General features: G+C 67.8%; 20 protein-coding genes. 12 read left to right on the plus strand and 8 right to left on the minus strand.

The features are described from left to right. Positions 1-44: 44 nt before the first annotated feature. The 3 genes from ACFVMC_RS10010 to ACFVMC_RS10020 form a co-directional block, all read right to left on the minus strand. Positions 45-431, minus strand: a complete 387-nt coding sequence (locus ACFVMC_RS10010) for a DUF3499 domain-containing protein (RefSeq protein WP_379209497.1) — start codon at positions 429-431, stop codon at positions 45-47. 74 nt (positions 432-505) lie between these two features. Then, positions 506-979: a metallopeptidase family protein gene (locus tag ACFVMC_RS10015; protein WP_379208691.1), complete on the minus strand. Its 474-nt coding sequence runs from the start codon at positions 977-979 to the stop codon at positions 506-508. Between the two features lie 94 nt (positions 980-1073). Continuing rightward, the gene (locus tag ACFVMC_RS10020) at positions 1074-1307 is read right to left on the minus strand and encodes a WhiB family transcriptional regulator (protein ID WP_357320309.1); all 234 of its coding nucleotides are present in this window, start codon (positions 1305-1307) and stop codon (positions 1074-1076) included. A 381-nt stretch (positions 1308-1688) separates the two neighbouring features. Here ACFVMC_RS10020 and cofD point away from each other — a divergent pair, with 381 nt between their 5' ends. From cofD to ahcY, 5 genes are all read left to right on the plus strand, one after another. Further along, on the plus strand, positions 1689-2828 hold the full coding sequence (cofD, locus tag ACFVMC_RS10025; RefSeq protein ID WP_379208692.1) for a 2-phospho-L-lactate transferase: 1140 nt from the start codon (positions 1689-1691) through the stop codon (positions 2826-2828). Next, entirely contained in the window at positions 2825-4171 is a 1347-nt protein-coding gene (locus ACFVMC_RS10030; RefSeq protein WP_379208694.1) for a coenzyme F420-0:L-glutamate ligase, read from the plus strand. Before cofD ends, ACFVMC_RS10030 begins: the two co-directional genes overlap by 4 nt. A gap of 286 nt (positions 4172-4457) precedes the next feature. Beyond that, positions 4458-4976: an NUDIX hydrolase gene (locus ACFVMC_RS10035; RefSeq protein WP_379208695.1), complete on the plus strand. Its 519-nt coding sequence runs from the start codon at positions 4458-4460 to the stop codon at positions 4974-4976. Positions 4977-5508: 532 nt separating this feature from the next. Then, positions 5509-6564, plus strand: coding sequence for an alkane 1-monooxygenase (locus tag ACFVMC_RS10040; RefSeq protein WP_379208697.1), 1056 nt, complete (start codon positions 5509-5511; stop codon positions 6562-6564). A 58-nt stretch (positions 6565-6622) separates the two neighbouring features. After that, complete coding sequence (ahcY, locus tag ACFVMC_RS10045; protein ID WP_379208699.1) at positions 6623-8089, plus strand: adenosylhomocysteinase; 1467 nt, start codon at positions 6623-6625, stop codon at positions 8087-8089. Between the two features lie 386 nt (positions 8090-8475). Here the strand turns inward: ahcY and ACFVMC_RS10050 are convergent, their stop codons facing one another. Then, on the minus strand, positions 8476-8721 hold the full coding sequence (locus ACFVMC_RS10050) for a hypothetical protein (protein ID WP_379208700.1): 246 nt from the start codon (positions 8719-8721) through the stop codon (positions 8476-8478). 69 nt (positions 8722-8790) lie between these two features. On the opposite strand from ACFVMC_RS10050, the gene ACFVMC_RS10055 reads away from it, so the two are divergent. The 6 genes from ACFVMC_RS10055 (at position 8791) to hpf (ending at position 15511) form a co-directional block, all read left to right on the plus strand. Then, a complete protein-coding gene (locus ACFVMC_RS10055; RefSeq protein WP_379208702.1) occupies positions 8791-9438 on the plus strand; it encodes a dTMP kinase in 648 nt (215 codons plus the stop codon). 78 nt (positions 9439-9516) lie between these two features. Next, the gene (mtrA, locus tag ACFVMC_RS10060) at positions 9517-10194 is read left to right on the plus strand and encodes an MtrAB system response regulator MtrA (protein WP_379208704.1); all 678 of its coding nucleotides are present in this window, start codon (positions 9517-9519) and stop codon (positions 10192-10194) included. 86 nt (positions 10195-10280) lie between these two features. Further along, positions 10281-12023, plus strand: a complete 1743-nt coding sequence (gene mtrB / locus ACFVMC_RS10065) for an MtrAB system histidine kinase MtrB (RefSeq protein ID WP_379209499.1) — start codon at positions 10281-10283, stop codon at positions 12021-12023. Continuing rightward, entirely contained in the window at positions 12020-13828 is a 1809-nt protein-coding gene (lpqB, locus tag ACFVMC_RS10070; protein WP_379208706.1) for an MtrAB system accessory lipoprotein LpqB, read from the plus strand. Before mtrB ends, lpqB begins: the two co-directional genes overlap by 4 nt. Positions 13829-13901: 73 nt before the next feature. Continuing rightward, positions 13902-14543, plus strand: coding sequence for a ComF family protein (locus tag ACFVMC_RS10075; RefSeq protein ID WP_379208708.1), 642 nt, complete (start codon positions 13902-13904; stop codon positions 14541-14543). Between the two features lie 281 nt (positions 14544-14824). Continuing rightward, complete coding sequence (hpf, locus tag ACFVMC_RS10080) at positions 14825-15511, plus strand: ribosome hibernation-promoting factor, HPF/YfiA family (protein WP_379209501.1); 687 nt, start codon at positions 14825-14827, stop codon at positions 15509-15511. A gap of 60 nt (positions 15512-15571) precedes the next feature. Here hpf and ACFVMC_RS10085 read toward each other — a convergent pair whose 3' ends face one another. The 3 genes from ACFVMC_RS10085 to ACFVMC_RS10095 are packed head-to-tail and all read right to left on the minus strand — an operon-like array spanning position 15572 to position 17258. Next, a complete protein-coding gene (locus ACFVMC_RS10085; protein WP_379208710.1) occupies positions 15572-16084 on the minus strand; it encodes a hypothetical protein in 513 nt (170 codons plus the stop codon). 55 nt (positions 16085-16139) lie between these two features. Continuing rightward, positions 16140-16568 carry a hypothetical protein gene (locus ACFVMC_RS10090; RefSeq protein WP_379208712.1) on the minus strand — a complete coding sequence of 143 codons (429 nt, stop codon included), beginning with the start codon at positions 16566-16568 and terminating at the stop codon, positions 16140-16142. A 6-nt stretch (positions 16569-16574) separates the two neighbouring features. Further along, complete coding sequence (locus ACFVMC_RS10095) at positions 16575-17258, minus strand: helix-turn-helix domain-containing protein (RefSeq protein WP_379208714.1); 684 nt, start codon at positions 17256-17258, stop codon at positions 16575-16577. Positions 17259-17620: 362 nt separating this feature from the next. On the opposite strand from ACFVMC_RS10095, the gene ACFVMC_RS10100 reads away from it, so the two are divergent. Next, the gene (locus ACFVMC_RS10100) at positions 17621-18955 is read left to right on the plus strand and encodes an acetyl-CoA C-acyltransferase (protein ID WP_379208716.1); all 1335 of its coding nucleotides are present in this window, start codon (positions 17621-17623) and stop codon (positions 18953-18955) included. A 112-nt stretch (positions 18956-19067) separates the two neighbouring features. On the opposite strand, the gene secA is transcribed toward ACFVMC_RS10100, so the two are convergent. Beyond that, positions 19068-21908 (minus strand): preprotein translocase subunit SecA, encoded by a 2841-nt coding sequence (secA, locus tag ACFVMC_RS10105; RefSeq protein ID WP_379208717.1) that lies wholly within the window; start codon positions 21906-21908, stop codon positions 19068-19070. Positions 21909-22057: the final 149 nt, after the last annotated feature.

The following is a 22057-nucleotide window of genomic DNA, read 5'->3' on the forward strand; positions in this document are numbered from 1 at the left end:
GCACCGGAACTCAGCTGGGCGGAGTTGGACCCGGCGTCGTGTGGTCAGCTGGGCGGGTCGGGCAGCACACGTAGGTGCCCGCGGCGGCCGGTGCGGGTGGTCCGCGGCGCGGCGGGCGGCGCGTAATCCCGGTAGCCGCGCTCGGCGGCGGGTTCGGCCGGGCGGCGGCGTAATCCCGCTTCGCGCACGGCCTCGGCCAGCGCGGTCAGATCGTCGTCATCCGGTGTGCTGGAGGAGAATCCGCCTTCGTGCCGGACCAGCTCCCACCCCTTGGGCGCGGTAATTCGAGACCCATGGGTTTCACACAGGTCCCAGGAGTGCGGCTCGGCGACGGTGGCCAGCGGCCCGACGACGGCCGTGGAGTCGGAGTACACATAGGTGAGCGTCGCGACGGCCGGATTCTTGCAGCCTGGTCGGCAACAACGACGCATGGGGATCACGCCCAGAAGAGTAACCCCCCTGCCGCTTTCGCGGGCTCAGACACGCTCTAGATCACCCGACGGGGCTATTCCGGATCGATGATCTCCGGGTCGACGCCGAGATAGGTGGCGATCTGCTGCACCAGCACCTCGCGGAGCAGATCGACCAGATCGTCCGGATCGCCCGCGCGCAGTTCCAGCGGCTTGCGGAACAGCACCACCCGGGCGCGGGTCGCGGCGCCGTGCCGGTCCAGCCCCGCGGGGATCAGCCGGGACAGCGGCACCGGGCCGTCTGCCACCACCTCGTCCGGCCAGGTCACCGAATCCGGGTGCAGCGGACGGATTTTCGGCACATCGTCGACGGCGATGTCGAGTTTGGTGAGCCGGTCGTGCCAGCGGCTGTCCAGCGGCGCGAACGCCTCGAGCACCAGCCGGTCGAATTGCTGGCCGCGGGTGCGCCAGGCCGGCACGGTCGGGGGCAGCATGGGCCCGCGCACGCCACGGCCGCGGCGGATCACCGACCGGGCGGTCGGGGGGCGTCGGTTGCGGGAACGTGCCATACAGAGAAACTTACTGGGGCCCGGACGCGAACTCGCGCCGACCTCGATGAGATCGGCGCGAGTCGTCGCTGTCGATGAAACCGGTACCGCGGGACTAGCTGATGCCGCGTTTCAACCGGCGGCGCTCCCGTTCGGAGAGGCCGCCCCAGATACCGAAGCGTTCGTCGTGCGCGAGTGCGTATTCCAAGCACTCGTCACGAACCTCGCAGCCCATGCAGATCCGTTTCGCCTCTCGGGTCGAGCCGCCCTTCTCGGGGAAGAACGCCTCCGGATCGGTCTGCGCGCACAGGGCACGCTCCTGCCACTGTTCTTCGATCGTCTCGAACATCTCGTCGAAGCCTGTGACGATCAGGCTCAACCGGGGTGCCGGCGCGGTCTCGGATTGCGAGCGCTCCTCACCCGCCTCGCGCTGTTCGATGTGACCGTCGATCCGGCCGATGTCTGCGCAGACGCCACGTGCTGCGCCTGCTGTGGAATCGGTTGGCGTGACCATATCGTCGGCCATCGCTCCGCCTCCTCACTGTGTGTTAGCGCAGAATGATTCTTTCCGTCGGACCAACACGCCTACCGACGGCCGTACCCCGCGACGTTGTCCCGCGGACATCCCCGAGCTCGTCACCCCAGTGCGAACATGCGTTCGAAAAGCTGTCCGCGCCTTGAGGTCTCGCGCGAACCCGGAATGACATGACTGTGATTAGACACGCCGGACGTGTCGATGGTCAAGCCGCCGACGCTATTCCGTTACTATCCGCCGCCGTTTTCCTCGCCGATCTTGGTGTCTGCCATAGCAAATGGGCAGCAAATAGGTTGTTGCGGTCGGGCGCGTCGGTTACGCCTAGGCTGTGCGGATGTGACTGCACAACAAGCGGACAGCGCCTCGGCGCGCGCGCCCAAGATCGCCGTCCTGGTCGGCGGGGTAGGCGGCGCGCGCTTCCTCCAGGGCGTCCGGGAACTGCTGCCCGAGGCCGATGTTTCCGCGATCGTGAATGTCGGCGACGACGTCTGGATGCACGGGCTCCGCATCTGCCCCGACCTCGATACCTGCATGTACACCCTGGGGGGCGGTATCGATACCGAGCGCGGCTGGGGCCGGGTCGGCGAAACCTGGCATGCCAAGGAGGAGCTGGCGAAATACAACGCGCAGCCGGATTGGTTCGGCCTCGGTGATCGCGATATCGCCACGCACTTGATTCGCACCGAAATGCTGCGTGCCGGATACCCGCTTTCGGCGGTCACCGAAGCGCTCTGCAATCGCTGGCAGCCGGGCGTCAAACTCATCCCGGCAACCGACGACCGTTGTGAAACGCATGTCGTTGTGAGCGATCCGGAGAACGCTGGCGAACGCCGCGCGATCCATTTCCAAGAGTGGTGGGTGCGCTATCGCGCGAGCCTCGAGACACACGGATTTGCCACAATCGGGGCAGAGGAAGCCAAACCGGCACCAAATGTGACGGAAATCATATCCGAGGCAGACGTGGTCCTGCTGGCACCGTCGAACCCGGTCGTCAGCATCGGTTCCATCCTCGCGGTACCCGGCATCCGAGGCGCGTTGCGCACCACCGAGGCGAGGGTGATCGGCGTGTCGGGAGTGATCGACGGTAAGCCGCTGCGCGGAATGGCCGACGAATGCCTGTCCGTGATCGGCGTGGAGACGACCGCCGAGGCGATCGGCCGCCACTACGGCGCCCGCTCGGCCACCGGCATCCTGGACGGCTGGCTGATCCACACCACCGATACCGCCGACGTGCCCGGCGTCGCGGTCCGCAGCGTACCGCTGCTCATGACCGACCCGCCGACCACCGCCGAAATCGTCCGGGAGGCTTTGGATCTCGCGGAGGTGAAGTGTTGAGCCCGATCACCGATCACGCCGCCGCCGAGCTGACCATCCTGCCGATCACCGGACTGCCCGAATTCCGGCCCGGAGACGATCTGGCCGAGGAACTCGCGGCCCGCGCGCCGTGGCTGGCCGACGGCGACATCCTCGTGGTCACCAGCAAGATCGTCGCCAAGGTCGAAGGCCGAATCGTCGCCGCGCCCACCGATCCCGAGGAACGTGACACCGCGCGTCGTGCCCTGGTCGATCAGGAGGCGGTGCGCGTGCTCGCCCGCAAGGGCCGCACGCTGATCACCGAGAACAAGCTCGGCATCGTGCAGGCCGCGTCCGGAGTCGACGGATCCAATGTCGAGCAGGGCGAATTGGTGCTGCTGCCCGCCGATCCCGACGCCAGCGCCAAAGCCTTACGCACCGCGCTCGCCGAACGGCTCGGGGTGCGCGTCGCCGTCGTCATCACCGACACCATGGGGCGAGCCTGGCGCAACGGCCAGACCGACGCGGCCATCGGCGCGTCGGGGCTGCGGGTGCTGCACGACTACGCCGGCGCGGTGGACGCGCAGGGCAACGAACTCCATGTCACCCAGATCGCGCTGGCCGACGAGCTGGCCGCCGCCGCCGACCTGGTGAAGGGCAAGCTCGGGGGGCTGCCGGTCGCGGTGGTGCGCGGCCTGCCGATCAGCGACGACGGCTCCAGCGCGCGCGATCTGTTGCGCGGCGGCACCGACGATCTGTTCTGGCTGGGCACCGCCGAGGCGATCGAGCAGGGCCGGGGCGAGGCGCTACTGCTGCGTCGCTCGGTCCGTCGGTTCGCCGATACCGCGGTCGATCCCGAGCGGATCCGCGCGGCGGTGGGAGCGGCGCTGACCGCGCCCGCACCGCATCACACCCGCCCGGTGCGTTTCGTCTGGCTGCGCGATCGGGCCCGGCGCACCGCGCTGCTGGAGGCGATGGCCGACCGCTGGCGGGCCGATCTCAGCGGTGACGGTCGCACGCCCGAAAGTGTGGAACGCCGGATCGCCCGCGGCCGCATCCTTTTCGACGCACCCGAGGTGATCATCCCGTTCTGCGTGCCCGACGGCGCGCACGACTATCCCGACGAGCGCCGCCGGGCCGCGGAGCGGACCATGTTCACCGTGGCGGTCGGCGCGGCCGTGCAGGGCCTGCTGGTCGCGCTGGCCGTCGAGGGCATCGGCAGCTGCTGGATCGGATCGACCATCTTCGCGCCCGAGGTCACCCGCGAGGTGCTGGGCCTGGAAGCCGACTGGAACCCCCTGGGCGCCATCGCCATCGGTCACCCGCTCGAGGAGCTCACCCCGCGCCCGGCCCGCACACCCGGCCCGGGTCTGGTCGAGCTGTGAAGCCGCATCGAGCGCAGGACGCGCGGAGGCACGGTCGAGCCGTGCGGTCGAGTCGGCCGCGAGGTCCGATGACAGCCGGTCGGGCTGTGCGGTCGAGTCGGCCGCGAGGTCCGATGACAGCCGGTCGGGCTGTGCTGCCGGGCCAGCCGCGGGGTCCGATGACAGCCGGTCGGGCTGTGCGTCCGACTGGGCCGCACAGCCCGCTGACGGTCGGTCGGGCTGCGCGCCCGGGCCGAGCGCATGAACCGCTGGGGTCCCGGTCGCGCACACGAACCGGAGGGGCGCGATGACCGCCGAGTCGCTGCACGCTTCCGCGACGAAGCTGCTCGAGACCTGGAGTCCGGCGACCGCGCCGGAGGCGTCCCTGCGCGAGGCCATGCTGGCGTTCCTCGGCTCGGCGCCGCGCGGCTGCCTGCGCGAGCACGCGCCGGGTCACATCACCGCTTCCGCGGTGGTGTTCTCGCACGACGGCCGCGAGGTGCTGCTCACCCTGCATCCGCGGGTCGGTCGCTGGATCCAGCTCGGCGGGCACTGCGAGCCCGGCGACGAGACCGTCACCGACGCGGCGCTGCGCGAGGCGACCGAGGAGTCCGGCATCGATGGTCTGGTGCTGGATCCGGAACTGTATGGCGCGCAGGCCCATCCGATCACCTGCTCACTGGGTGTGCCGACCCGGCATCTGGATCTGCTGTTCCGGGTGACGGCCCCGGCGGGCGCGATTCCCGTGCGCAGTCACGAGTCGACCGATCTGCGCTGGTGGCCGGTCGACGCGCTGCCCGCGAATGCCGAGGTACTGCTGCGTTGAGCATGGGGAGCGGTGCTCCCCAGAGCGGTTGATACCAAATCGTTGCAGACCGTATTTGCCCCGATGCCGGTCTGTTGCTCGGGGTTTCGCGCCGCCCCGCGGGTCGGGCGCGCACCCGAGAAGTGCTAGGCGGCGGACGCGGCGGGCATCGTCGCGGCGGGGGTGTCGCGGCCTGCGGCTGATCTGTGGCAACCGCTCGGCGGGCCGATCTGCGCAGGTCCTCGCCGTTGCCGCAACGGATTCGAAGTCAGGGCACCCTTAATTTGCCGATCGTGTGCCGTGACTCCTGTCACATGTGAGTTCCCGGAAAAACCGACCAGCGTTCTTGTAATCGTGGCCACTGTTCCTCGTCCAGGGCCCTTGTAACAGACGTAAAGTCTGTAAGTATTCTCATGCGTCGGAGTTAGGGTTCTTATTTAGCGGGGCAAACGTGCAATCGGCTGGCAAACTTGGGGGGTCCGCGGACCCCAAGCGCCTCCTATGGGTTCTCGGCCTGATCGCCCCGGCATGCGCACTCCTGCCCTCTCAGCTGGTGCTTCACACCGGGCAGCCGGTGTTCTGGTGGATCGGCCCGATCATCGTGCTGGTCGTGATCCCGATCCTGGACATCATCGTCGGCGACGACGGCAGCAACCCGCGCGACGAGGACTACGAGAGACTCACCAACGACCGCTACTACCGTTGGTGCACTTACCTTTTCCTACCCATCCAACTGACCGGCCTCGGCATCGCCTGTTTCATGTGGGCTGGCAATGACCTCACCCTCCTCGACAAGCTCGGACTCGCGACCACCCTCGGCTTCGTCAGTGGAATCGGCATCAACGCCGCACACGAACTCGGGCACCGGGTCGAGCACCTGGAACGGTGGCTCGCCAAGATCGCGCTCGCGCAGTCCTGCTACGGGCACTTCTTCGTCGAACACAATCGCGGCCACCACGTCCGGGTCGCCACGCCCGAGGACCCGGCCAGCGGCCGGCTCGGCGAATCGCTCTGGGAATTCCTGCCGCGCAGCGTGATCGGCGGTTTCCGGTCGGCCATCACGCTCGAACGCGAGCGTCTCGCCCGACGGCGCATGCGCTGGCTGAGCCCGCACAACCACATTCTGCAAGCCTGGTCGATGTCGCTGGTGCTGTTCGCGGGCCTGCTCGCGGTATTCGGCCTCGGTGCGCTGCCGTTCCTGCTGTTACAGGCGGTGATCGGCGCGGCACTGCTCGAAACCGTCAACTACATCGAGCATTACGGCCTGCTCCGGGAGCGCCGCCCCAACGGTCTCTACGCGCGCTGCTCACCGCGCGACAGCTGGAACAGCGACCGGCTCGTCACCAACATCTTCCTGTTCCACCTGCAGCGGCACAGCGACCACCACGCCAACCCCGGCCGCCGCTACCAGACCCTGCGCAGCTCCATGCAGGCGCCGCAGCTGCCCGCCGGATACGCCTCGATGATCGTGATCGCGGCCATCCCGCCGCTGTGGCGCGCGATCATGGACCAGCGGGTCCTCGCGCACTACGACGGCGACCTGAGCCGCGCGAACATCCAGCCGCGCAAGCGCCGCCGGATCCTGTCGGCGAACGAGGCGACCGCGTAAGCCACGCACGCCGTCGCCGACTAGCCTTGGTCGCGGAACTGTCGACCAGGAGAGGCTGATGACGACCTCAGAACTTACCGCCGATGTCCGCAATGGCATCGATTACAAAGTGGCCGATCTGTCCTTGGCCGAGTTCGGCCGCAAGGAGATCCGGCTCGCCGAACACGAGATGCCCGGACTGATGGCGCTGCGTCGCGAATACCACGACGTCCAGCCGCTCAAGGGCGCGCGCATCTCCGGTTCGCTGCACATGACGGTGCAGACCGCGGTGCTGATCGAAACCCTGGTCGCGCTCGGCGCGCAGGTGCGGTGGGCCTCCTGCAACATCTTCTCCACCCAGGACCACGCCGCCGCGGCCATCGTCGTCGGTCCGCACGGCACCGTCGACGAGCCCAAGGGCACCCCGGTCTTCGCCTGGAAGGGCGAGACCCTGGAGGAGTACTGGTGGGCGGCCGAGCAGATGCTCACCTGGCCGGAGGAGCCGGCCAACATGATCCTGGACGACGGCGGCGACGCCACCATGCTGGTGCTGCGCGGCGCGCAGTTCGAGCAGGCCGGCGTGGTGCCCCCGGAAGACGAGGACCACTCCACCGAGTACAAGGTCTTCCTGAACCTGTTGCGCGCCAGCCTCGAAGCCGACAAGTCCAAATGGACCAAGATCGCCGAGAGCGTCAAGGGCGTCACCGAGGAGACCACCACCGGCGTGCTGCGGCTCTACCAGTTCGCCGCCGCGGGTGAGCTGGTGTTCCCGGCCATCAACGTCAACGACTCGGTCACCAAGTCCAAGTTCGACAACAAGTACGGCACCCGCCACTCGCTGATCGACGGCATCAACCGCGGCACCGATGTGCTCATCGGCGGCAAGAAGGTGCTGATCTGCGGTTACGGCGATGTCGGCAAGGGCTGCGCGGAATCGCTTGCCGGGCAGGGCGCGCGGGTGCAGGTCACCGAGATCGACCCGATCAACGCGCTGCAGGCGCTGATGGACGGCTTCGACGTGGTCACCGTCGAGCAGGCGATCGGCGACGCCGACATCGTCATCACCTCGACCGGCAACAAGGACATCATCACCCTCGATCACATGAAGGCGATGAAGGATCACGCGATCCTGGGCAATATCGGCCACTTCGACAACGAGATCGATATGGCGGCCCTGGAGCGTTCCGGCGCGTCCCGGATCGTGATCAAGCCGCAGGTCGACGAGTGGACCTTCCCCGAGTCCGGCAAGGCGATCATCGTCCTGTCCGAGGGCCGCCTGCTGAACCTGGGCAACGCCACCGGCCACCCGTCGTTCGTCATGTCCAACAGCTTCTCCAACCAGGTCATTGCCCAGATCGAGCTGTGGACCAAGCCGGAGCAGTACGACAACGAGGTCTACCGCCTGCCCAAGGCCCTCGACGAGAAGGTCGCCAAGATCCACGTCGAAGCCCTCGGCGGCACCTTGACCAAGCTCACCAAGGACCAGGCCGAATACATCGGCGTGGACGTGGAGGGGCCGTACAAGCCGGAGCACTACCGGTACTGACACGGTTCGTCGGTTCTCTACCGAGGAATCTCTGTGTCAACTAACATCGAGTACGTCACGCAAGTGATGCCAAGTGCGGAAGGGACCGCCTCGTCACAGGCGATCCCCTCCTGATGGAGCTACCTAATCCACCACACTCGGCGGACTAGCACCAGCGCCCCGGCGATTACGGCAGCGGTTGTCAAGATGATGCCGTAATCGACCGGGGCATTGCTTTTCCTCCGGCGATGTTTCGCCATCTCCGTCACCTCCTACCTGGGCGCAGTGTCTGGACTAGGTCCACCGCCCCTCGGTAGGAGGTGCACTCACCTTATGCGGCTCCGCCCCGATTGAACTCGGAAAATAGGAATTCCGCATGAATCTCTTTGCGGGTCAACCGCTTCGGACTACTTCTCGGTGGGGAGCGGCCGGAAGGGCTGCGGCGGGAGGCAGGGGGTGCCCTGGGTGAAGAAGCGGGCGAGGTTGCAGAGGTGGAAGCTGGTGGCGGGGCCGGAGCCGGGGTAGGCGGAGCCGGTGAGCCAGCCGATGGGGGCGGGGTCGGCGGTCGCGGTGGGGGCGAGGGCGGTGAGTGCCGCGGCGAGGGCGGTGATGGTCAGGGCGGCTCGGGCTTCGGGAGCGTTCACCTTCAGCATTGAATCAGGGTGGCGGCGCGTGGTGAGGCCCCGAATTGCGGGGGCGAGTGCGCCTGTAACCTGCCGGGTATGGGTGTCCTCATCGCGGTGGAAGGGCTCGACGGTGCGGGTAAACGCACGCTGATCGAGGCCGTGGCCACACACTTGCGGGCGAGCGGATTGCGGGTCGCGACACTGGCGTTCCCGCGCTACGAGCGGTCGGTGCACGCGGATCTGGCGGCCGAGGCACTGCGCGGCCGACACGGCGATCTCGCCGATTCGGTCAATGCGATGGCGTTGCTGTTCGCGCTCGATCGAGCCGACGCGGGCCCCGAACTGACGAAGCTGTTGCTGGACAACGACATCGTCATCCTGGACCGCTACGTCGCCTCCAACGCCGCCTACAACGCGGCTCGGCTGGAACAGCCCGCCGACGGCCCGGTCACCCGCTGGGTCGCCGATCTGGAGTTCGGCCGGTTCGAGCTGCCTGTCCCGGATCTGCAGCTGTTGCTGAACGTCGATACCGAACTCGCCGCCGAACGCGCCCGCGCGCGCGGCGAACTCGACGCGAACCGCGCCCTGGACGCCTACGAGCGGGACGGCGGGCTCCAGCAGCGCACGCTCGCGGTCTATCGTGAGCTGGCCGAAAGCAATTGGCACAGTCCCTGGTGGAGAATACGATCCGATGACGATCCGGCATCGCTGGCCGTGCGGTTGGCGGAATTGGTTGCCGGATAAGGTTGGATGTGCGGCGGGTTCGCACCAGTGTTGGCGTGCCGCCCCGTTCCTGGCCTGGGAGATGACAACATAGTAATTATGAAGCCCAAGATTCTGGTCGTCGACGACGATATGGCACTCGCCGAGATGCTGACGATCGTCCTGCGCGGGGAAGGGTTCGACCCGCACGTGGTCGGCGACGGCACACAGGCCCTGGCGGCGGTTCGTGAGATCCGCCCCGATCTCGTGTTGCTGGACCTGATGCTGCCCGGCATGAACGGCATCGATGTATGCCGGGTGCTGCGGGCCGATTCCGGCGTTCCGATCGTGATGCTCACCGCCAAGACCGACACGGTCGACGTGGTGCTCGGCCTGGAGTCCGGTGCCGACGACTACATCGTCAAACCGTTCAAGCCCAAGGAGCTCGTCGCCCGCGTGCGTGCCCGGTTGCGGCGCACCGAGGAGGAGCCCGCCGAGCTGCTCTCGATCGCCGACATCGTCATCGACGTGCCCGCGCACAAGGTGACCCGCGCCGGCGCGCAGATCTCGCTCACGCCACTGGAATTCGACCTGCTGGTCGCGCTGGCCCGCAAACCGCGCCAGGTATTCACCCGTGAGGTCCTGCTGGAGCAGGTCTGGGGCTACCGGCACGCCGCCGATACCCGTCTGGTGAATGTGCACGTGCAGCGGTTGCGCGCGAAGGTCGAGAAGGATCCCGAGAACCCGGAGATCGTGCTCACCGTCCGGGGTGTGGGCTACAAGGCCGGACCTCCGTGATAGATGACCCGGAGCGCCCGGGCGACCAGGGGGGAGAGGAACGGTCGCCTGAGGCGCCGGGATTTGTCGCGCGCGCCGAAGCCGCGCTGGAACCCGCCCTCGCCTGGCTCAAAGAGGTCGGCACCGGACTCGGTCATGTCTGGCGACGTTCGCTGCAGCTGCGCGTCATCGTGTCCACGCTGACGCTGTCGCTGATCGTCATCACCATTCTGGGCGTGGTGCTGACCAGTCAGATCACCGACCGCCTGCTGGACGCGAAGATCAACGCGGCCGTCGAGGAGATGGATCGCGCGCGCAATACCGTCGAGGCGCAGCTGGTCGGTGTGCACGATGCCGGTACCGCGGATCAACGGCTCGCCGACGCCCGCAACGCACTGTCCAACCGGGCGGGTGGCTCCGGATCCTCCGGCGCGGCAGGCAGTTTCGACTCCGCGCTGACCATGGTCGGCGGCACGCCGCAGCAGCAGATGTTCAAGGGGCCGATCGAGGAGGTCCCCGAGGAACTGCGCCGGTTCGTGCAGCGCAACCAGGTCAGCTACCAGTTCGCGATGGTGTCGGATCCGGACGGCTATCACGGTCGCGCCCTGATCATCGGCAGCCCGAGCGGCGAGGTGCCGACGCTGGAGATCTATCTGATCTTCACGCTGTCCAACGAGGAACGCAGCCTGTCGCTGATGCGCGGCACCATGATGATCGGCGGCCTGGTACTGCTGGTGCTGCTGGCCGCGATCACCGCGCTGGTCACCCGTCAGGTGGTGCTGCCGATCCGGTCCGCGGCGCGGATCGCCAGCCGGTTCGCCGACGGGCGGCTCAAAGAACGCATGCTGGTGCGCGGCGAGGACGATATGGCCCGGCTGGCCCAGGCGTTCAACGAGATGGCCGAGAGCCTGTCCAACCAGATCACCCAGCTCGAGGAGTTCGGCAATCTGCAGCGCCGCTTCACCTCCGATGTCAGCCACGAGTTGCGCACCCCGCTGACCACGGTGCGCATGGCCGCCGACCTGATCCACGGCAGCAGCGACGAACTCGATCCCGCGCTGGCGCGCAGTGCCGAGCTCCTGGTCACCGAGCTGGACCGGTTCGAGGGCCTGCTCAACGACCTGCTCGAGATCAGCCGGCACGACGCGGGTGTGGCCGAACTCCAGGTGGAGTCGCTGGATCTGCGCATGTGCGCGCGGGCCGCCATCTCCACCGTCCGGCATCTGGCCAAGGACGCCGGCGTGGAGGTCGTCATCGATCTGCCGGAGGAGCCGCTGGTCGCCGAGGTCGACCCGCGCCGGGTGGAGCGGGTGCTGCGCAATCTGCTCGCCAACGCCATCGATCACAGCGAGGGCAAACCGGTGCTGATCCGGATGCGCGGTGACGCCGACGCGAACGCGGTCGCGGTGGTGGTGCGCGATCAGGGTGTGGGGCTGCGGCCCGGCGAGGAGAAGCTGGTCTTCAATCGGTTCTGGCGTTCGGATCCGTCGCGGATGCGGCGTTCCGGCGGCACCGGTCTGGGTTTGTCGATCAGCGTCGAGGACGCCAACCTGCACGAGGGGCGGCTGGAGGCCTGGGGTGAGGCCGGTGTCGGCGCGAGCTTCCGGCTGACCTTGCCGCTGGTGCGCGGCCGCAAGATGGGTCCGAGCCCGCTGGCACTGGAGCCGATGCAGCGCAAGCCTCCGGTGCCGGTGGAGCTGGACGGTGCGGAGGACACCGACGCGCCGTCGTCGCCGTTGCCGCTGCTGGAACCGTCGGAGAACGGCACAGCCACCGAGCCCGAACCGCCGGACGGCGCGCAACCGCCGGACCCCGGGGTGCTGACCGAACCGGGAGACAAACAGTCATGACGGTGTCACGGAGGAAGTCTCGGCGCTCGGCCCTGATCGTGCTCGCGTTGGCGGCGGCGCTCGGCGTCTCCGGCTGTGCCAGCCTGCCGGAGAATTCCTCGCCGCAGGCCCTGGGCACGATCAACCGCGAGCCGACTCCGGACGGGCCGCCGCCGCCCATGGACAACCGTGACCCCGATCTGCTGCTCCGCGATTTCCTCACCGCCACCGCGCTTCCGGCCGACCGGCACGCGGCTGCGCGTCAGTACATGACTCCGGCGGCCTCGACCGCCTGGGACGACGCGACCAGCATCACCGTGGTGGAGCGTCCGGACACGCTGCGCGAGTCGCGCTCGGGGGACAAGGCCACCTACGTGATTCGCGCGCGCAAGGTGGCCGAGCTCTCGGCCGACGGCTCCTACCGGGCCATCGAGGGCCAGATGCTCGAGAACAAGATCGAGATGAGCAAGGTCGACGGCCAGTGGCGCATCGACGAGCTGCCCGACGGTGTGGTGATGGACAAGGCGGCATTCGCCAAGTCCTATCGGCGTTACGCGCTGTATTTCGTGGATCCGTCCGGTAGTTCGCTGGTCCCGGATCTGCGCTGGATCGCCACGCCCAAGCACGAGCTGGCGGCGCGGCTGCTGTCGTTGATCGGCGCGGGCGCGCAGCCCGCACTGGCGTCGGTGGTCCGCAACGAGCTCACCGCGCCGGTGACGCTGCGCGGCCCGATCACCAAGGCCAACGGCGATCCGGACGAGGTCGGGGTCGGATTGGGCGGTGTCCGAATAGATTTCGCGGGCATCGGCGGGATGACGCCACGCGATCGCGAGCTGCTGGCGGGGCAGGTGGTGCTGACGCTGGCGGGCGCGGAGGTGCTGGGCCCGTACATGCTGCTGGCCGACGGTAAACCGCTCGATGAACGTTTCGCCGCCACCGGCTGGTCGGTCGCGGATGTGCAGCAGCTCAGTCCGGCGGTGCAGAGCCAGAATCGAATCGGCCTGCACGCGCTGCGGGGCGGTGCGCTGGCGCAGGTCACCGAGACCGGTGTGCTCAACGCCCCCGGCTATTTCGGGACGGTGAACAACCTGCAAGCGGCCGCGATCTCGCCGGACGGCCAATTCGTCGCGGCGGTAGCCGATTCCGGCCGTCCCGCCCCGGAGCCACAGCGCACGCTGATGGTCGGCAGTTACGGCGGCAGCGCCTTCCCGATCGCCGAGGGCGCCAGCATCAGTCGTCCGTCCTGGAATGCCGACGGCAGCGCCGCCTGGGTGGTGGTCGACGGGGAGAAGGTGATCCGGGCGGTCAACGACCGTGCCACCGGCACCGTGTCGCCCCAGGAGGTCGACATCTCGGCATTGCTCGCGGCACAGGCCGATCCGATGCTGCGCGGCCCGATCACCGAGTTGCGGGTGTCGCGGACGGGTGTGCGGGCGGCGCTGATCGCTGACGGCAAGGTCTATGTGGCGGTGGTCGAGCGGCGTCCGAACGGCACCTACGCGCTGACGTCGCCGCTGGCGATCGCGGTCGGGCTCAGTACCCGCGCGGTGTCACTGAGCTGGCTGACCGCGGACACGATCATGATCGCCCGCGAGGGCAATATCGATCCGGTGAGCACCGTCTCGATCGACGGTTCGCAGCTGACCTCGCAGATCAGCCAGAACTTGACGCCGCCGGTGCGTTCGGTGAGCGCCTCGCCGCAGTACCAGTACGTGGCCGATTCCCGCGCGGTGCTGGAGCTGACCAGCAATCCCGACGGCGGCGAGCCGTACTGGCGCGAGGTACCCGGCCTGGGATCGAGCGCGGTGCCGGTCCTGCCCGGCTAGCGGTGCCGAACCCGGCTGACTCTCGGGCGACGCGGAGCGGTTGAGTGTCGGTGCCCGGGCGCAGACTCGCGGGATGGGGACGCTGCTGGATCTGGTTCTGCCCGGTGCCTGCGCCGGTTGCGATCGGCCGGGCACGAGTTGGTGCGCGGCCTGCGCCGCCACCCTGGGCCCGCCGCTGCGCGTCCGCCCGCGAGCCGATCCCGGGGTGCCGTGCTGGGCGCTGAGCCCGTATTCCGGCCCGGCTCGGCGCGCCGTGCTGGCCGCGAAGGAACGGGGTCGGCGTGAGCTTGCCGAGCCGCTCGGATACGCCATGGCGACCGCGCTGGCGCGGCTGCGCGCGCCCGGCGCCGGGCTACTGCTGGTGCCCGCGCCGACTCGGGCGCGGGCCGCCCGGCAACGCGGTGGCGACCCGGTCACGCGGACCGCGCGGGCGGCCGCGCGGTGGCTGCCGGATTGCCGGGTGGCGCCCCTGTTGCGGGTGTGGTGCGGGGTACGGGATTCGGTGGGGTTGACACGCTATGAGCGTGAGCACAATCTGCGCGGCCGGATCACAGTGCCGCCGGGGCGCGTCGATGCTGTGGCATTCCGGACAAAAGTCCAGGTCATCCTGGTCGACGATGTGCTGACCACCGGCGCGACGGCGCGCGAGTCGGTGCGTGCGCTGGCCGCGGCGGGAGTGCCGGTGCGGGCGGTTTTGGTGACATGTACTGCTTGACGCCCGGAAATTTGCGTGAACAGTGGCGCACTCGCAGATGTCGTACTAGCGTCGCGGACACACACCCGATCCGGGAGTTTGGAGGTGACGCCTCGGACAATCCTCGTGCCGCGCGATTCCGCGCGATCGCCCCGCGAACTCGGAATCAGAGACTGCTCGGCACGGCTCAAACCCGCCGTACCTGATTCAACAGGTGCGGCCAGATCCGGGAGGTACGCGTGACGACTTCTTCACGACCTTCAGTGCGAGATGCTGAACTTTCGGTGCGTAACGGCGCCGTATTGGACACCGCGGAAGGCGGCCCCGACGCGGAGGACGCACGGGCTCCCCGCGCGGACGTCGTGGTCAAGGGCCGCAACGTCGAGGTGCCAGACCATTTCCGAATCTATGTCGCGGATAAACTCTCCCGACTCGAACGCTTCGATCCGTCGATCTTCATCTTCGACGTCGAGTTGTTCCACGAACGAAACCGGCGGCAGCGCAAGGCATGCCAGCGTGTCGAGATCACCGCGCGCGGCAAGGGCCCCATCGTGCGAGCCGAGGCCTGCGCCGACAGCTTCTACGCCGCGCTGGAGTCGGTCACCGACAAACTGGAGAGTCGTCTGCGCCGCACCAAGGACCGGCGCAAGGTGCACTACGGCGAGAAGACACCGCTGTCCGTCGCCGAGGCCACGGCCGACCTGATCGACGAGTCGCTGTTCGCTCGGTCCAACGGGTCCACCGCCCACGACCATCCGGCCGACCGCACCGAGCAGTCGCCGCAGTTACCGGACTACGAGCCCACCGGCCCCGGCCAGGTAGTGCGCACCAAGGTGCACAGCGCGACTCCGATGACCGTCGACGATGCCCTCTACCAGATGGAACTCGTCGGACACGATTTCTTCCTGTTCCAAGACCGGGAGACCGACCGGCCGTCGGTGGTCTACCGTCGTCACGCCTTCGACTACGGCCTCATCCGGCTCGCGTAGTCGCCCTTCCGCTCACCCGGCCGGATCGGATCCGGCCGGGTGCTTCTGGATTTCCAGGTCTCAGCGGCCGCGAAAGAACGTACGGTGCAGCAGTGATTCGCGCCGCGGCGGCCGCATGGCCTCCAGCATCACCAGGTCCGCGAACGATTCGGCGTCGCGTTCGCGCGCCGTGCCGTAGTCGGTGCGGCCCAGCACATGGGTGATGGATTCCGCCGAGATCGACGGCAGCAGTTCGGTGAGCGCGGCCAGGGAATGCTGGGGTGTCTCGGGGCCGTTGCCTTCCGGGCCATGGCCCAGCAGCATGTGCCCGAGTTCGTGGGCGATGATGTGCTCGGCGTGCCACTGCGTGGTGTCCGCGCCGTAGACGATGACGTCGCTGTCGCGCTTGGCGATCCACAGTCCGCTGCCCGTACCGCAGCCGCTGCCCGCCAGAACGGCGGTGTCGACCGGATGCAGGGTGATCTCTCGTCCGCGATAGTCGGCGACGGCGTCGAGATAGGTGTGCAAGCTCCAGGGGTGGGGTATCGGTACGTCTCGGGAGACCTCCCGGAACCGGTCGTCCAAACCCGCCATGCGATGCGTTCTCCTACAGCAGTTCTGCGATCCCGCCCCGTGACAGGAACAGATGCTACCGAGTTTTCGACCCGGACACCCGTTCGGTGTGCTGGATTACGGCGCTGACCCGGGCCGGATCCACATCCGAGCCGCGCAGGGCGATGCTGGCGACGTGGGCGTCGCGCATGGTGGCGAGTAGTTCGAGTTCGCGGTCGATCGCACCGGCGATGGCGCCGGTGGTGGTCAGATAGTCGGGTTTGACGCCGAAGCAGTGCGCGAGCGCGGTGAGCACATCGGTGCCGACCGCTTCGGCGTCGTAGTCGTCGAACATGCCGTGGCGCAGTCGATCCAGGTGCTCGGCGGGGATGGTGCGCAGTAGCGAACCGCTGATCTGCTCGGCCACCGAGGTGGTGCTGCGTTCGGGCGCCGAACGCGGATGCATGGTCTCGAACAGGCGGTTGATCTTGCGGCTCAGCGGTAGTCGCGCGCGGTCTTCGGTCATCGCCGCCTACCTTTCCATCCCGCGGGCGTTCGCCGCTACCCAGCGGGCGTGGAAACGTGCTTCGGTCGCCGCGTCCACGTCGGCGGAGCGTCCGGCCAGCCAGCGCCGATAGCGCCGTTCGCGCACTTCGTCGGGGTCGTTGACCTCTGCGGGTATCTCCAGCAGGTGCGAGAACGCCATGGCGACAAGGGGATGCAGGTCACGTCCGGGCCCGCCGTTGCGTTCCAGCATGACCGTCGCATAGCGCGCGGACAGCCGGGATACCACCCTGTTCATTTCGGCGACGGCCGACAGCACGGCGGATTCGGTCACTCCGGTGTCCTCGACCGCATCGTTGAGCCGGCCGGTCGAGGCCAGTAAACCGGTCAGGTCGGCGATGTCGAAGCGGATGGAGTCGGGTCCGGCGACGACCGATTCGTCCCCGCCCTCCGAGGTGTCCTCGCGGGCGGTCGGTGTGCCGCCCGCGTAGGTGCGGGCCGCGCTGCCGGGCAGCCAGCGCAGCGGCACGTCCAGCTTGTTGAGGGTGTGGACGCTGATCGAGTCGGTGCCCTCCTCGATCTTGCGAATGGTCGGTGCGGATGGGCCCCCCAGGTCGCCGATCTGCATCTGGGTGAGGCCGAGTTCGTCTCGGCGTTCCCTGATGATCCGGCCGAAGCGCTTCTGCCGCGACAGCTCCGAAGTGCTTTGCATAGTGGTCTTCATCGTAGGGTCCCCCATCATTTCAAGACAAGTTTATAGAAAGTGTTTGAAAAGATTGTAGAAACATTGCTACTGTCTGTACGCGCCGAGTGCGCGACGTCGGCCTAAGTGGTTCTCCAGGAGTCGATCCGGGGCGAGCAGGGGCGTTGCCGGATCGGTGTCCAGGTCTGCTCGTGCAACGGCGCACGGGCGGACTCGGGGCTCAGCGGATTCTGGAGGGGATCGCTGAGCCCTTTGTCGCGCGGACGGCCTCCCTGCCCGGTGGGGTGTGGGGAGGCCCGCTCCCATGACGTAGACCTGCAACTTACTTCGGAGTAAGTTGGTCGGGGTAGGTCTCTCGAAGGGAATTCCGAATGGCAACCAACGCTGCTCGCCGTGCGGTGATCGTCTCCGGTGCGCGCACGCCGTTCCTGCGCGCGTTCACCGACTACACCCGCATGGACTCCATCGCCCTCGCCGGTGCCGCCGTGCGCGGGTTGCTCGAGCGCACTGGGGGATGGTCGGCGGCGGAGCCGCAGGGGCGGGTAATTACAGCACTGTCCGGCGCGCAGGTGCAGGCCATCGTCTGGGGTGGCGTCGTCTTGCCCAGCGCCGCACCGAATATCGCACGCGAGATCGCCTTGGATCTGAAGCTCGACGCGGGCTGCGAGGGGTACACCGTCACCCGGGCCTGCGCATCGGGTCTCCAGGCGATCACCTCCGCCGCGGCCGCCATCGAACGCGGCGAATACGACATCATGATCGCGGGCGGCAGCGACTCCACCAGCAATGCCGAGGTCAAACTCCCGCAGAAGCTGGTGCACGCCGGGGCGCCGCTGGCCCTGGGCAAGCCGAAGGTCAAGGACTACCTCTCGGCCGCCGCGCAATTGGCGCCGTTCACCGACCTGCTGCCGACCCGGCCCAAGATCGCCGAACGCACCACCGGCGAGGTCATGGGCGAATCGGCGGAGAAGATGGCCCGGATCCACGGCGTCACCCGCGTCGAACAGGACGAATTCGCCGCCCGCTCGCATCGTCGCGCCGCCGACGCCATCGATTCCGGCCGCTTCGCCGACGAGGTGCTGCGCGTGCGCACCCCTGAGGGCCTCGAGATCGATCGCGACGGCCTGGTCCGCGCCGACACCAGCGCGGCGAAACTGGCCGAACTGAAGCCGGTGTTCGCCGCGCAGGGCACGGTCACCGCAGGCAACGCCAGCCCGCTCACCGACGGCGCGTCGGCGGTACTGCTGATGAGCGAGGAGAAAGCCCGCGAACTCGGCTACCACCCGCTGGCCGCGTTCAAATCCTGGAGTTATGTCAGCGTCGACCCCGCCGACCAGGTCCTGATCGGCCCGGCCATCTCCATGCCGCGCGCCCTGGACAAAGCCGGAATGTCGCTGGCCGACGTCGATCTCGTCGACATCCACGAAGCATTCGCCGCCCAGACCCTGTCGGTGGTGCGCGCACTCGGCAGCACCGAATGGGCCAAGACTCGCCTGGATCGCGACACCGCGGTCGGCGAAATCGATATCGACAAGCTGAACGTGCACGGCGGATCCGTCGCGCTCGGTCACCCGTTCGGCGCCACGGGAGCGCGGATGGTCACGACCATGGCCAACGAGCTCGCCCGGACGGGTAAGAGCACCGCGCTGCTCGGAATCTGCGCCGCGGGCGGCATCGGCGCATCGGCTGTGCTGGAACGAGTTTGAGCGACCGATGATGGGCTGCCGCCGAGGCGCGGCTGCTCGGGTCGCCGTGGGGCGCGGTCGACGACGATAAAGGCGCCCAGGGGTTTCCATGGGCGCCTTCGTCGTCTGCTGCCTAGTGCTTGCGGCGGGACTTCGGGGCTCGCTTGCCCCGGCTCTCGTTGCGCGCCGCCTCACGACGCTCGCGACGGGTGGAGTGATCGCCCTCGCTGCCGTACTCCTCGGCATCGCTGTGGACGGTGGCATTACCGTCCTCGGCGGGGCCGTAGTAGCTCAGGCCCTGCTGGCTGCGCTCATCGATCCCCTTGGCGCGCAACGCCGCCGGGGCCGCGGTGCCCGCCGGGGGCGGGGTCTGGTCGGTGGGCAGCGGGCGCGGCGCGGACGCACCGACCGGGGAACGCAGGCCCGGATCGACGGAGACGCCCTCGGGCTGCGGCTGCTGCACCTCGACCTGAAGGTTGAACAGGAAGCCGACCGACTCCTCCTTCAAACCGTCGAGCATCGCCGAGAACATGTCGAAGCCCTCGCGCTGGTACTCGACCAGCGGATCGCGCTGCGCCATGGCGCGCAGGCCGATGCCCTCCTTGAGGTAGTCCATCTCGTAGAGGTGCTCGCGCCACTTGCGGTCCAGCACCGAAAGCAGCACCTGGCGTTCGAGATTGCGCATCGAACCCTCGCCGGCCAGGCCGTCGATCTCCTGCTCGCGCTTCTCGTAGGCGGTGTGCGCGTCGTCGAGCAGCGTGTCGGTGAGCTCCTCGCGGGTCAGGTCGCCGGCTTCGCCGACGCCCGACTCACCGGTGAGCTCCTTGTAGTCGTGGCCGACCGGGTACAGCGTCTTGAGCGCCGTCCACAGCTTCTCCAGATCCCAGTCCTCGACGTAGCCTTCGGCGGTGGCGCCGTCCACGTAGGCGGTGATCACGTCGGTGATCATCTCCTGGACCTGGCCCTCCATGTCCTCGCCGCGCAGGATCCGATTGCGCTCGCCGTAGATGACGGTGCGCTGCTGGTTCATCACCTCGTCGTACTTGAGCACGTTCTTGCGGATCTCGAAGTTCTGCTGCTCGACCTGGGTCTGGGCGCTCTTGATCGCCTTGGACACCATCTTCGCCTCGATCGGCACGTCGTCGGGCAGGTTGAGCCGGGTCATGATCGACTCCAGCGCCGCGCCGTTGAAGCGCCGCATCAGTTCGTCACCCAGCGACAGGTAGAACCGGGACTCGCCGGGATCGCCCTGTCGGCCGGAGCGGCCGCGCAGCTGGTTGTCGATACGGCGGGACTCGTGCCGCTCGGTGCCGAGCACGTAGAGACCGCCCGCGTCGCGCACCGCCTCGGCGTCCTCCTCGGTCTGCTGCTTGACCTGCTCGAGTGCCGAATGCCAGGCGGCCTCGTACTCGTCCGGGGTGTCCACCGGGTCCAGGCCCTGCTTGCGCAGCAGGATGTCGGCGATGATGTCGGGGTTGCCGCCGAGCACGATGTCGGTACCGCGACCGGCCATATTGGTGGCGACGGTGACCGCGCCGGGCCGCCCTGCCTCGGCGATGATCGCCGCCTCGTTCTCGTGGAACTTCGCGTTCAGCACGTTGTGCGGGATACCGCGCTTGGTGAACTGCTTGGACAGATACTCCGAGCGCTCCACGCTGGTGGTACCGATCAGCACCGGCTGGCCGTTCTCGTGCCGTTCGGTGACATCGTCGACGACGGCGTTGAACTTCGACTCTTCGGTCTTGTAGATCAGGTCGGACTGGTCCTGGCGGACCATCGGCTTGTTGGTGGGGATCGGGACGACACCGAGACTGTAGATCTGGTGCAGCTCGGCGGCTTCGGTCTCGGCGGTACCGGTCATGCCGGAGAGCTTGTCGTAGAGACGGAAGTAGTTCTGCAGCGTGATGGTGGCCAGCGTCTGGTTCTCCGGCTGGATCTCGACCTTCTCCTTGGCCTCGATCGCCTGGTGCATGCCCTCGTTGTAGCGGCGGCCGACCAGGATGCGCCCGGTGAACTCGTCGACGATGATGACCTCGCCGTCGCGGACGATGTAGTCCTTGTCCTTCTGGTACAGCTCCTTGGCCTTGATGGAGTTGTTCAGGTAGCTGACCAGCGGCGAGTTCGCGGCCTCGTAGAGGTTGTCGATGCCGAGCTGGTCCTCGACGAACTCCACGCCGGCCTCGTGCACGCCGATCGTGCGCTTCTTGATGTCGACCTCGTAGTGCAGGTCCTTCTTCAACAGCGGTGCGATGCGCGCGAATTCGGCGTACCACTTGGACGAGGCGTCGGCCGGGCCCGAGATGATCAGCGGGGTGCGCGCCTCGTCGATGAGGATGGAGTCCACCTCGTCGACCACGGCGAAGTTGTGCCCGCGCTGCACCAGATCATCCAGCGAGTGGGTCATGTTGTCGCGCAGGTAATCGAAGCCGAACTCGTTGTTCGTGCCGTAGGTGATGTCGGCGTGGTACGCGGTGCGGCGCTGAGCCGGGTTCATGCCGCCGAGGATGACGCCGACCTCGAGCCCGAGGAAGCGGTGCACGCGGCCCATCCACTCGGCGTCGCGCTTGGCCAGGTAGTCGTTGACCGTGACCACGTGCACGCCCTCGCCGGACAGCGCGTTGAGATAGGCCGGGAGCACACAGGTCAGGGTCTTGCCCTCACCGGTCTTCATCTCGGCGATATTGCCGAGGTGCAGCGCGGCGCCGCCCATGATCTGCACCTTGTAGTGCTTCTGGTTCAGTACGCGCCAGGATGCCTCGCGGGCCACCGCGAAGGCCTCGAGCAGTAGCTCGTCCAGGGATTCGCCGTCGGCGTAGCGTTCCTTGAACTCGTCGGTCTTGGCGCGCAGCTCGGCGTCGGTGAGCGTCTCGATGTCCTCCCCGAGTGCGATCACCTCGTCGGCCAGATGGGCCAGTCGCTTGACCGTGCGGCCCTCACCAATCCGTAGCAACCTCGTCAGTGTCAGCGCAGGCACGAGTCTCGTCAGTCCTCTGGTCGGTGTGTCAAATGTCGGCCCCCACACCCGCCGGTTACCTGGCGGGTCCGCAGCACGCTCCATGGTAATTGCCGACGCCATGGTAGGCGCCGGTGACCAGCGGCGAACGCCTCGCCCCGGGTCTGTCG

The sequence above is a fragment of the Nocardia sp. NPDC127579 genome, assembly GCF_042672005.1.
Taxonomy (GTDB): Bacteria; Actinomycetota; Actinomycetes; order Mycobacteriales; family Mycobacteriaceae; genus Nocardia.

What these genes read in the sequence shown, in the direction of transcription:
- ACFVMC_RS10020 (WP_357320309.1), bottom strand. Translation starts at nt 1,307, where the DNA reads ATGTTCGAGACGATCGAAGAACAGTGGCAGGAGCGTGCCCTGTGCGCG.
- ahcY (WP_379208699.1), top strand. Translation starts at nt 6,623, where the DNA reads ATGACGACCTCAGAACTTACCGCCGATGTCCGCAATGGCATCGATTAC.
- ACFVMC_RS10075 (WP_379208708.1), top strand. Translation starts at nt 13,902, where the DNA reads ATGGGGACGCTGCTGGATCTGGTTCTGCCCGGTGCCTGCGCCGGTTGC.
- ACFVMC_RS10085 (WP_379208710.1), bottom strand. Translation starts at nt 16,084, where the DNA reads ATGGCGGGTTTGGACGACCGGTTCCGGGAGGTCTCCCGAGACGTACCG.
- mtrA (WP_379208704.1), top strand. Translation starts at nt 9,517, where the DNA reads ATGAAGCCCAAGATTCTGGTCGTCGACGACGATATGGCACTCGCCGAG.
- ACFVMC_RS10035 (WP_379208695.1), top strand. Translation starts at nt 4,458, where the DNA reads ATGACCGCCGAGTCGCTGCACGCTTCCGCGACGAAGCTGCTCGAGACC.
- ACFVMC_RS10050 (WP_379208700.1), bottom strand. Translation starts at nt 8,721, where the DNA reads ATGCTGAAGGTGAACGCTCCCGAAGCCCGAGCCGCCCTGACCATCACC.
- ACFVMC_RS10100 (WP_379208716.1), top strand. Translation starts at nt 17,621, where the DNA reads ATGGCAACCAACGCTGCTCGCCGTGCGGTGATCGTCTCCGGTGCGCGC.
- ACFVMC_RS10095 (WP_379208714.1), bottom strand. Translation starts at nt 17,258, where the DNA reads ATGCAAAGCACTTCGGAGCTGTCGCGGCAGAAGCGCTTCGGCCGGATC.
- ACFVMC_RS10055 (WP_379208702.1), top strand. Translation starts at nt 8,791, where the DNA reads ATGGGTGTCCTCATCGCGGTGGAAGGGCTCGACGGTGCGGGTAAACGC.
- ACFVMC_RS10010 (WP_379209497.1), bottom strand. Translation starts at nt 431, where the DNA reads ATGCGTCGTTGTTGCCGACCAGGCTGCAAGAATCCGGCCGTCGCGACG.
- ACFVMC_RS10090 (WP_379208712.1), bottom strand. Translation starts at nt 16,568, where the DNA reads ATGACCGAAGACCGCGCGCGACTACCGCTGAGCCGCAAGATCAACCGC.
- ACFVMC_RS10015 (WP_379208691.1), bottom strand. Translation starts at nt 979, where the DNA reads ATGGCACGTTCCCGCAACCGACGCCCCCCGACCGCCCGGTCGGTGATC.
- lpqB (WP_379208706.1), top strand. Translation starts at nt 12,020, where the DNA reads ATGACGGTGTCACGGAGGAAGTCTCGGCGCTCGGCCCTGATCGTGCTC.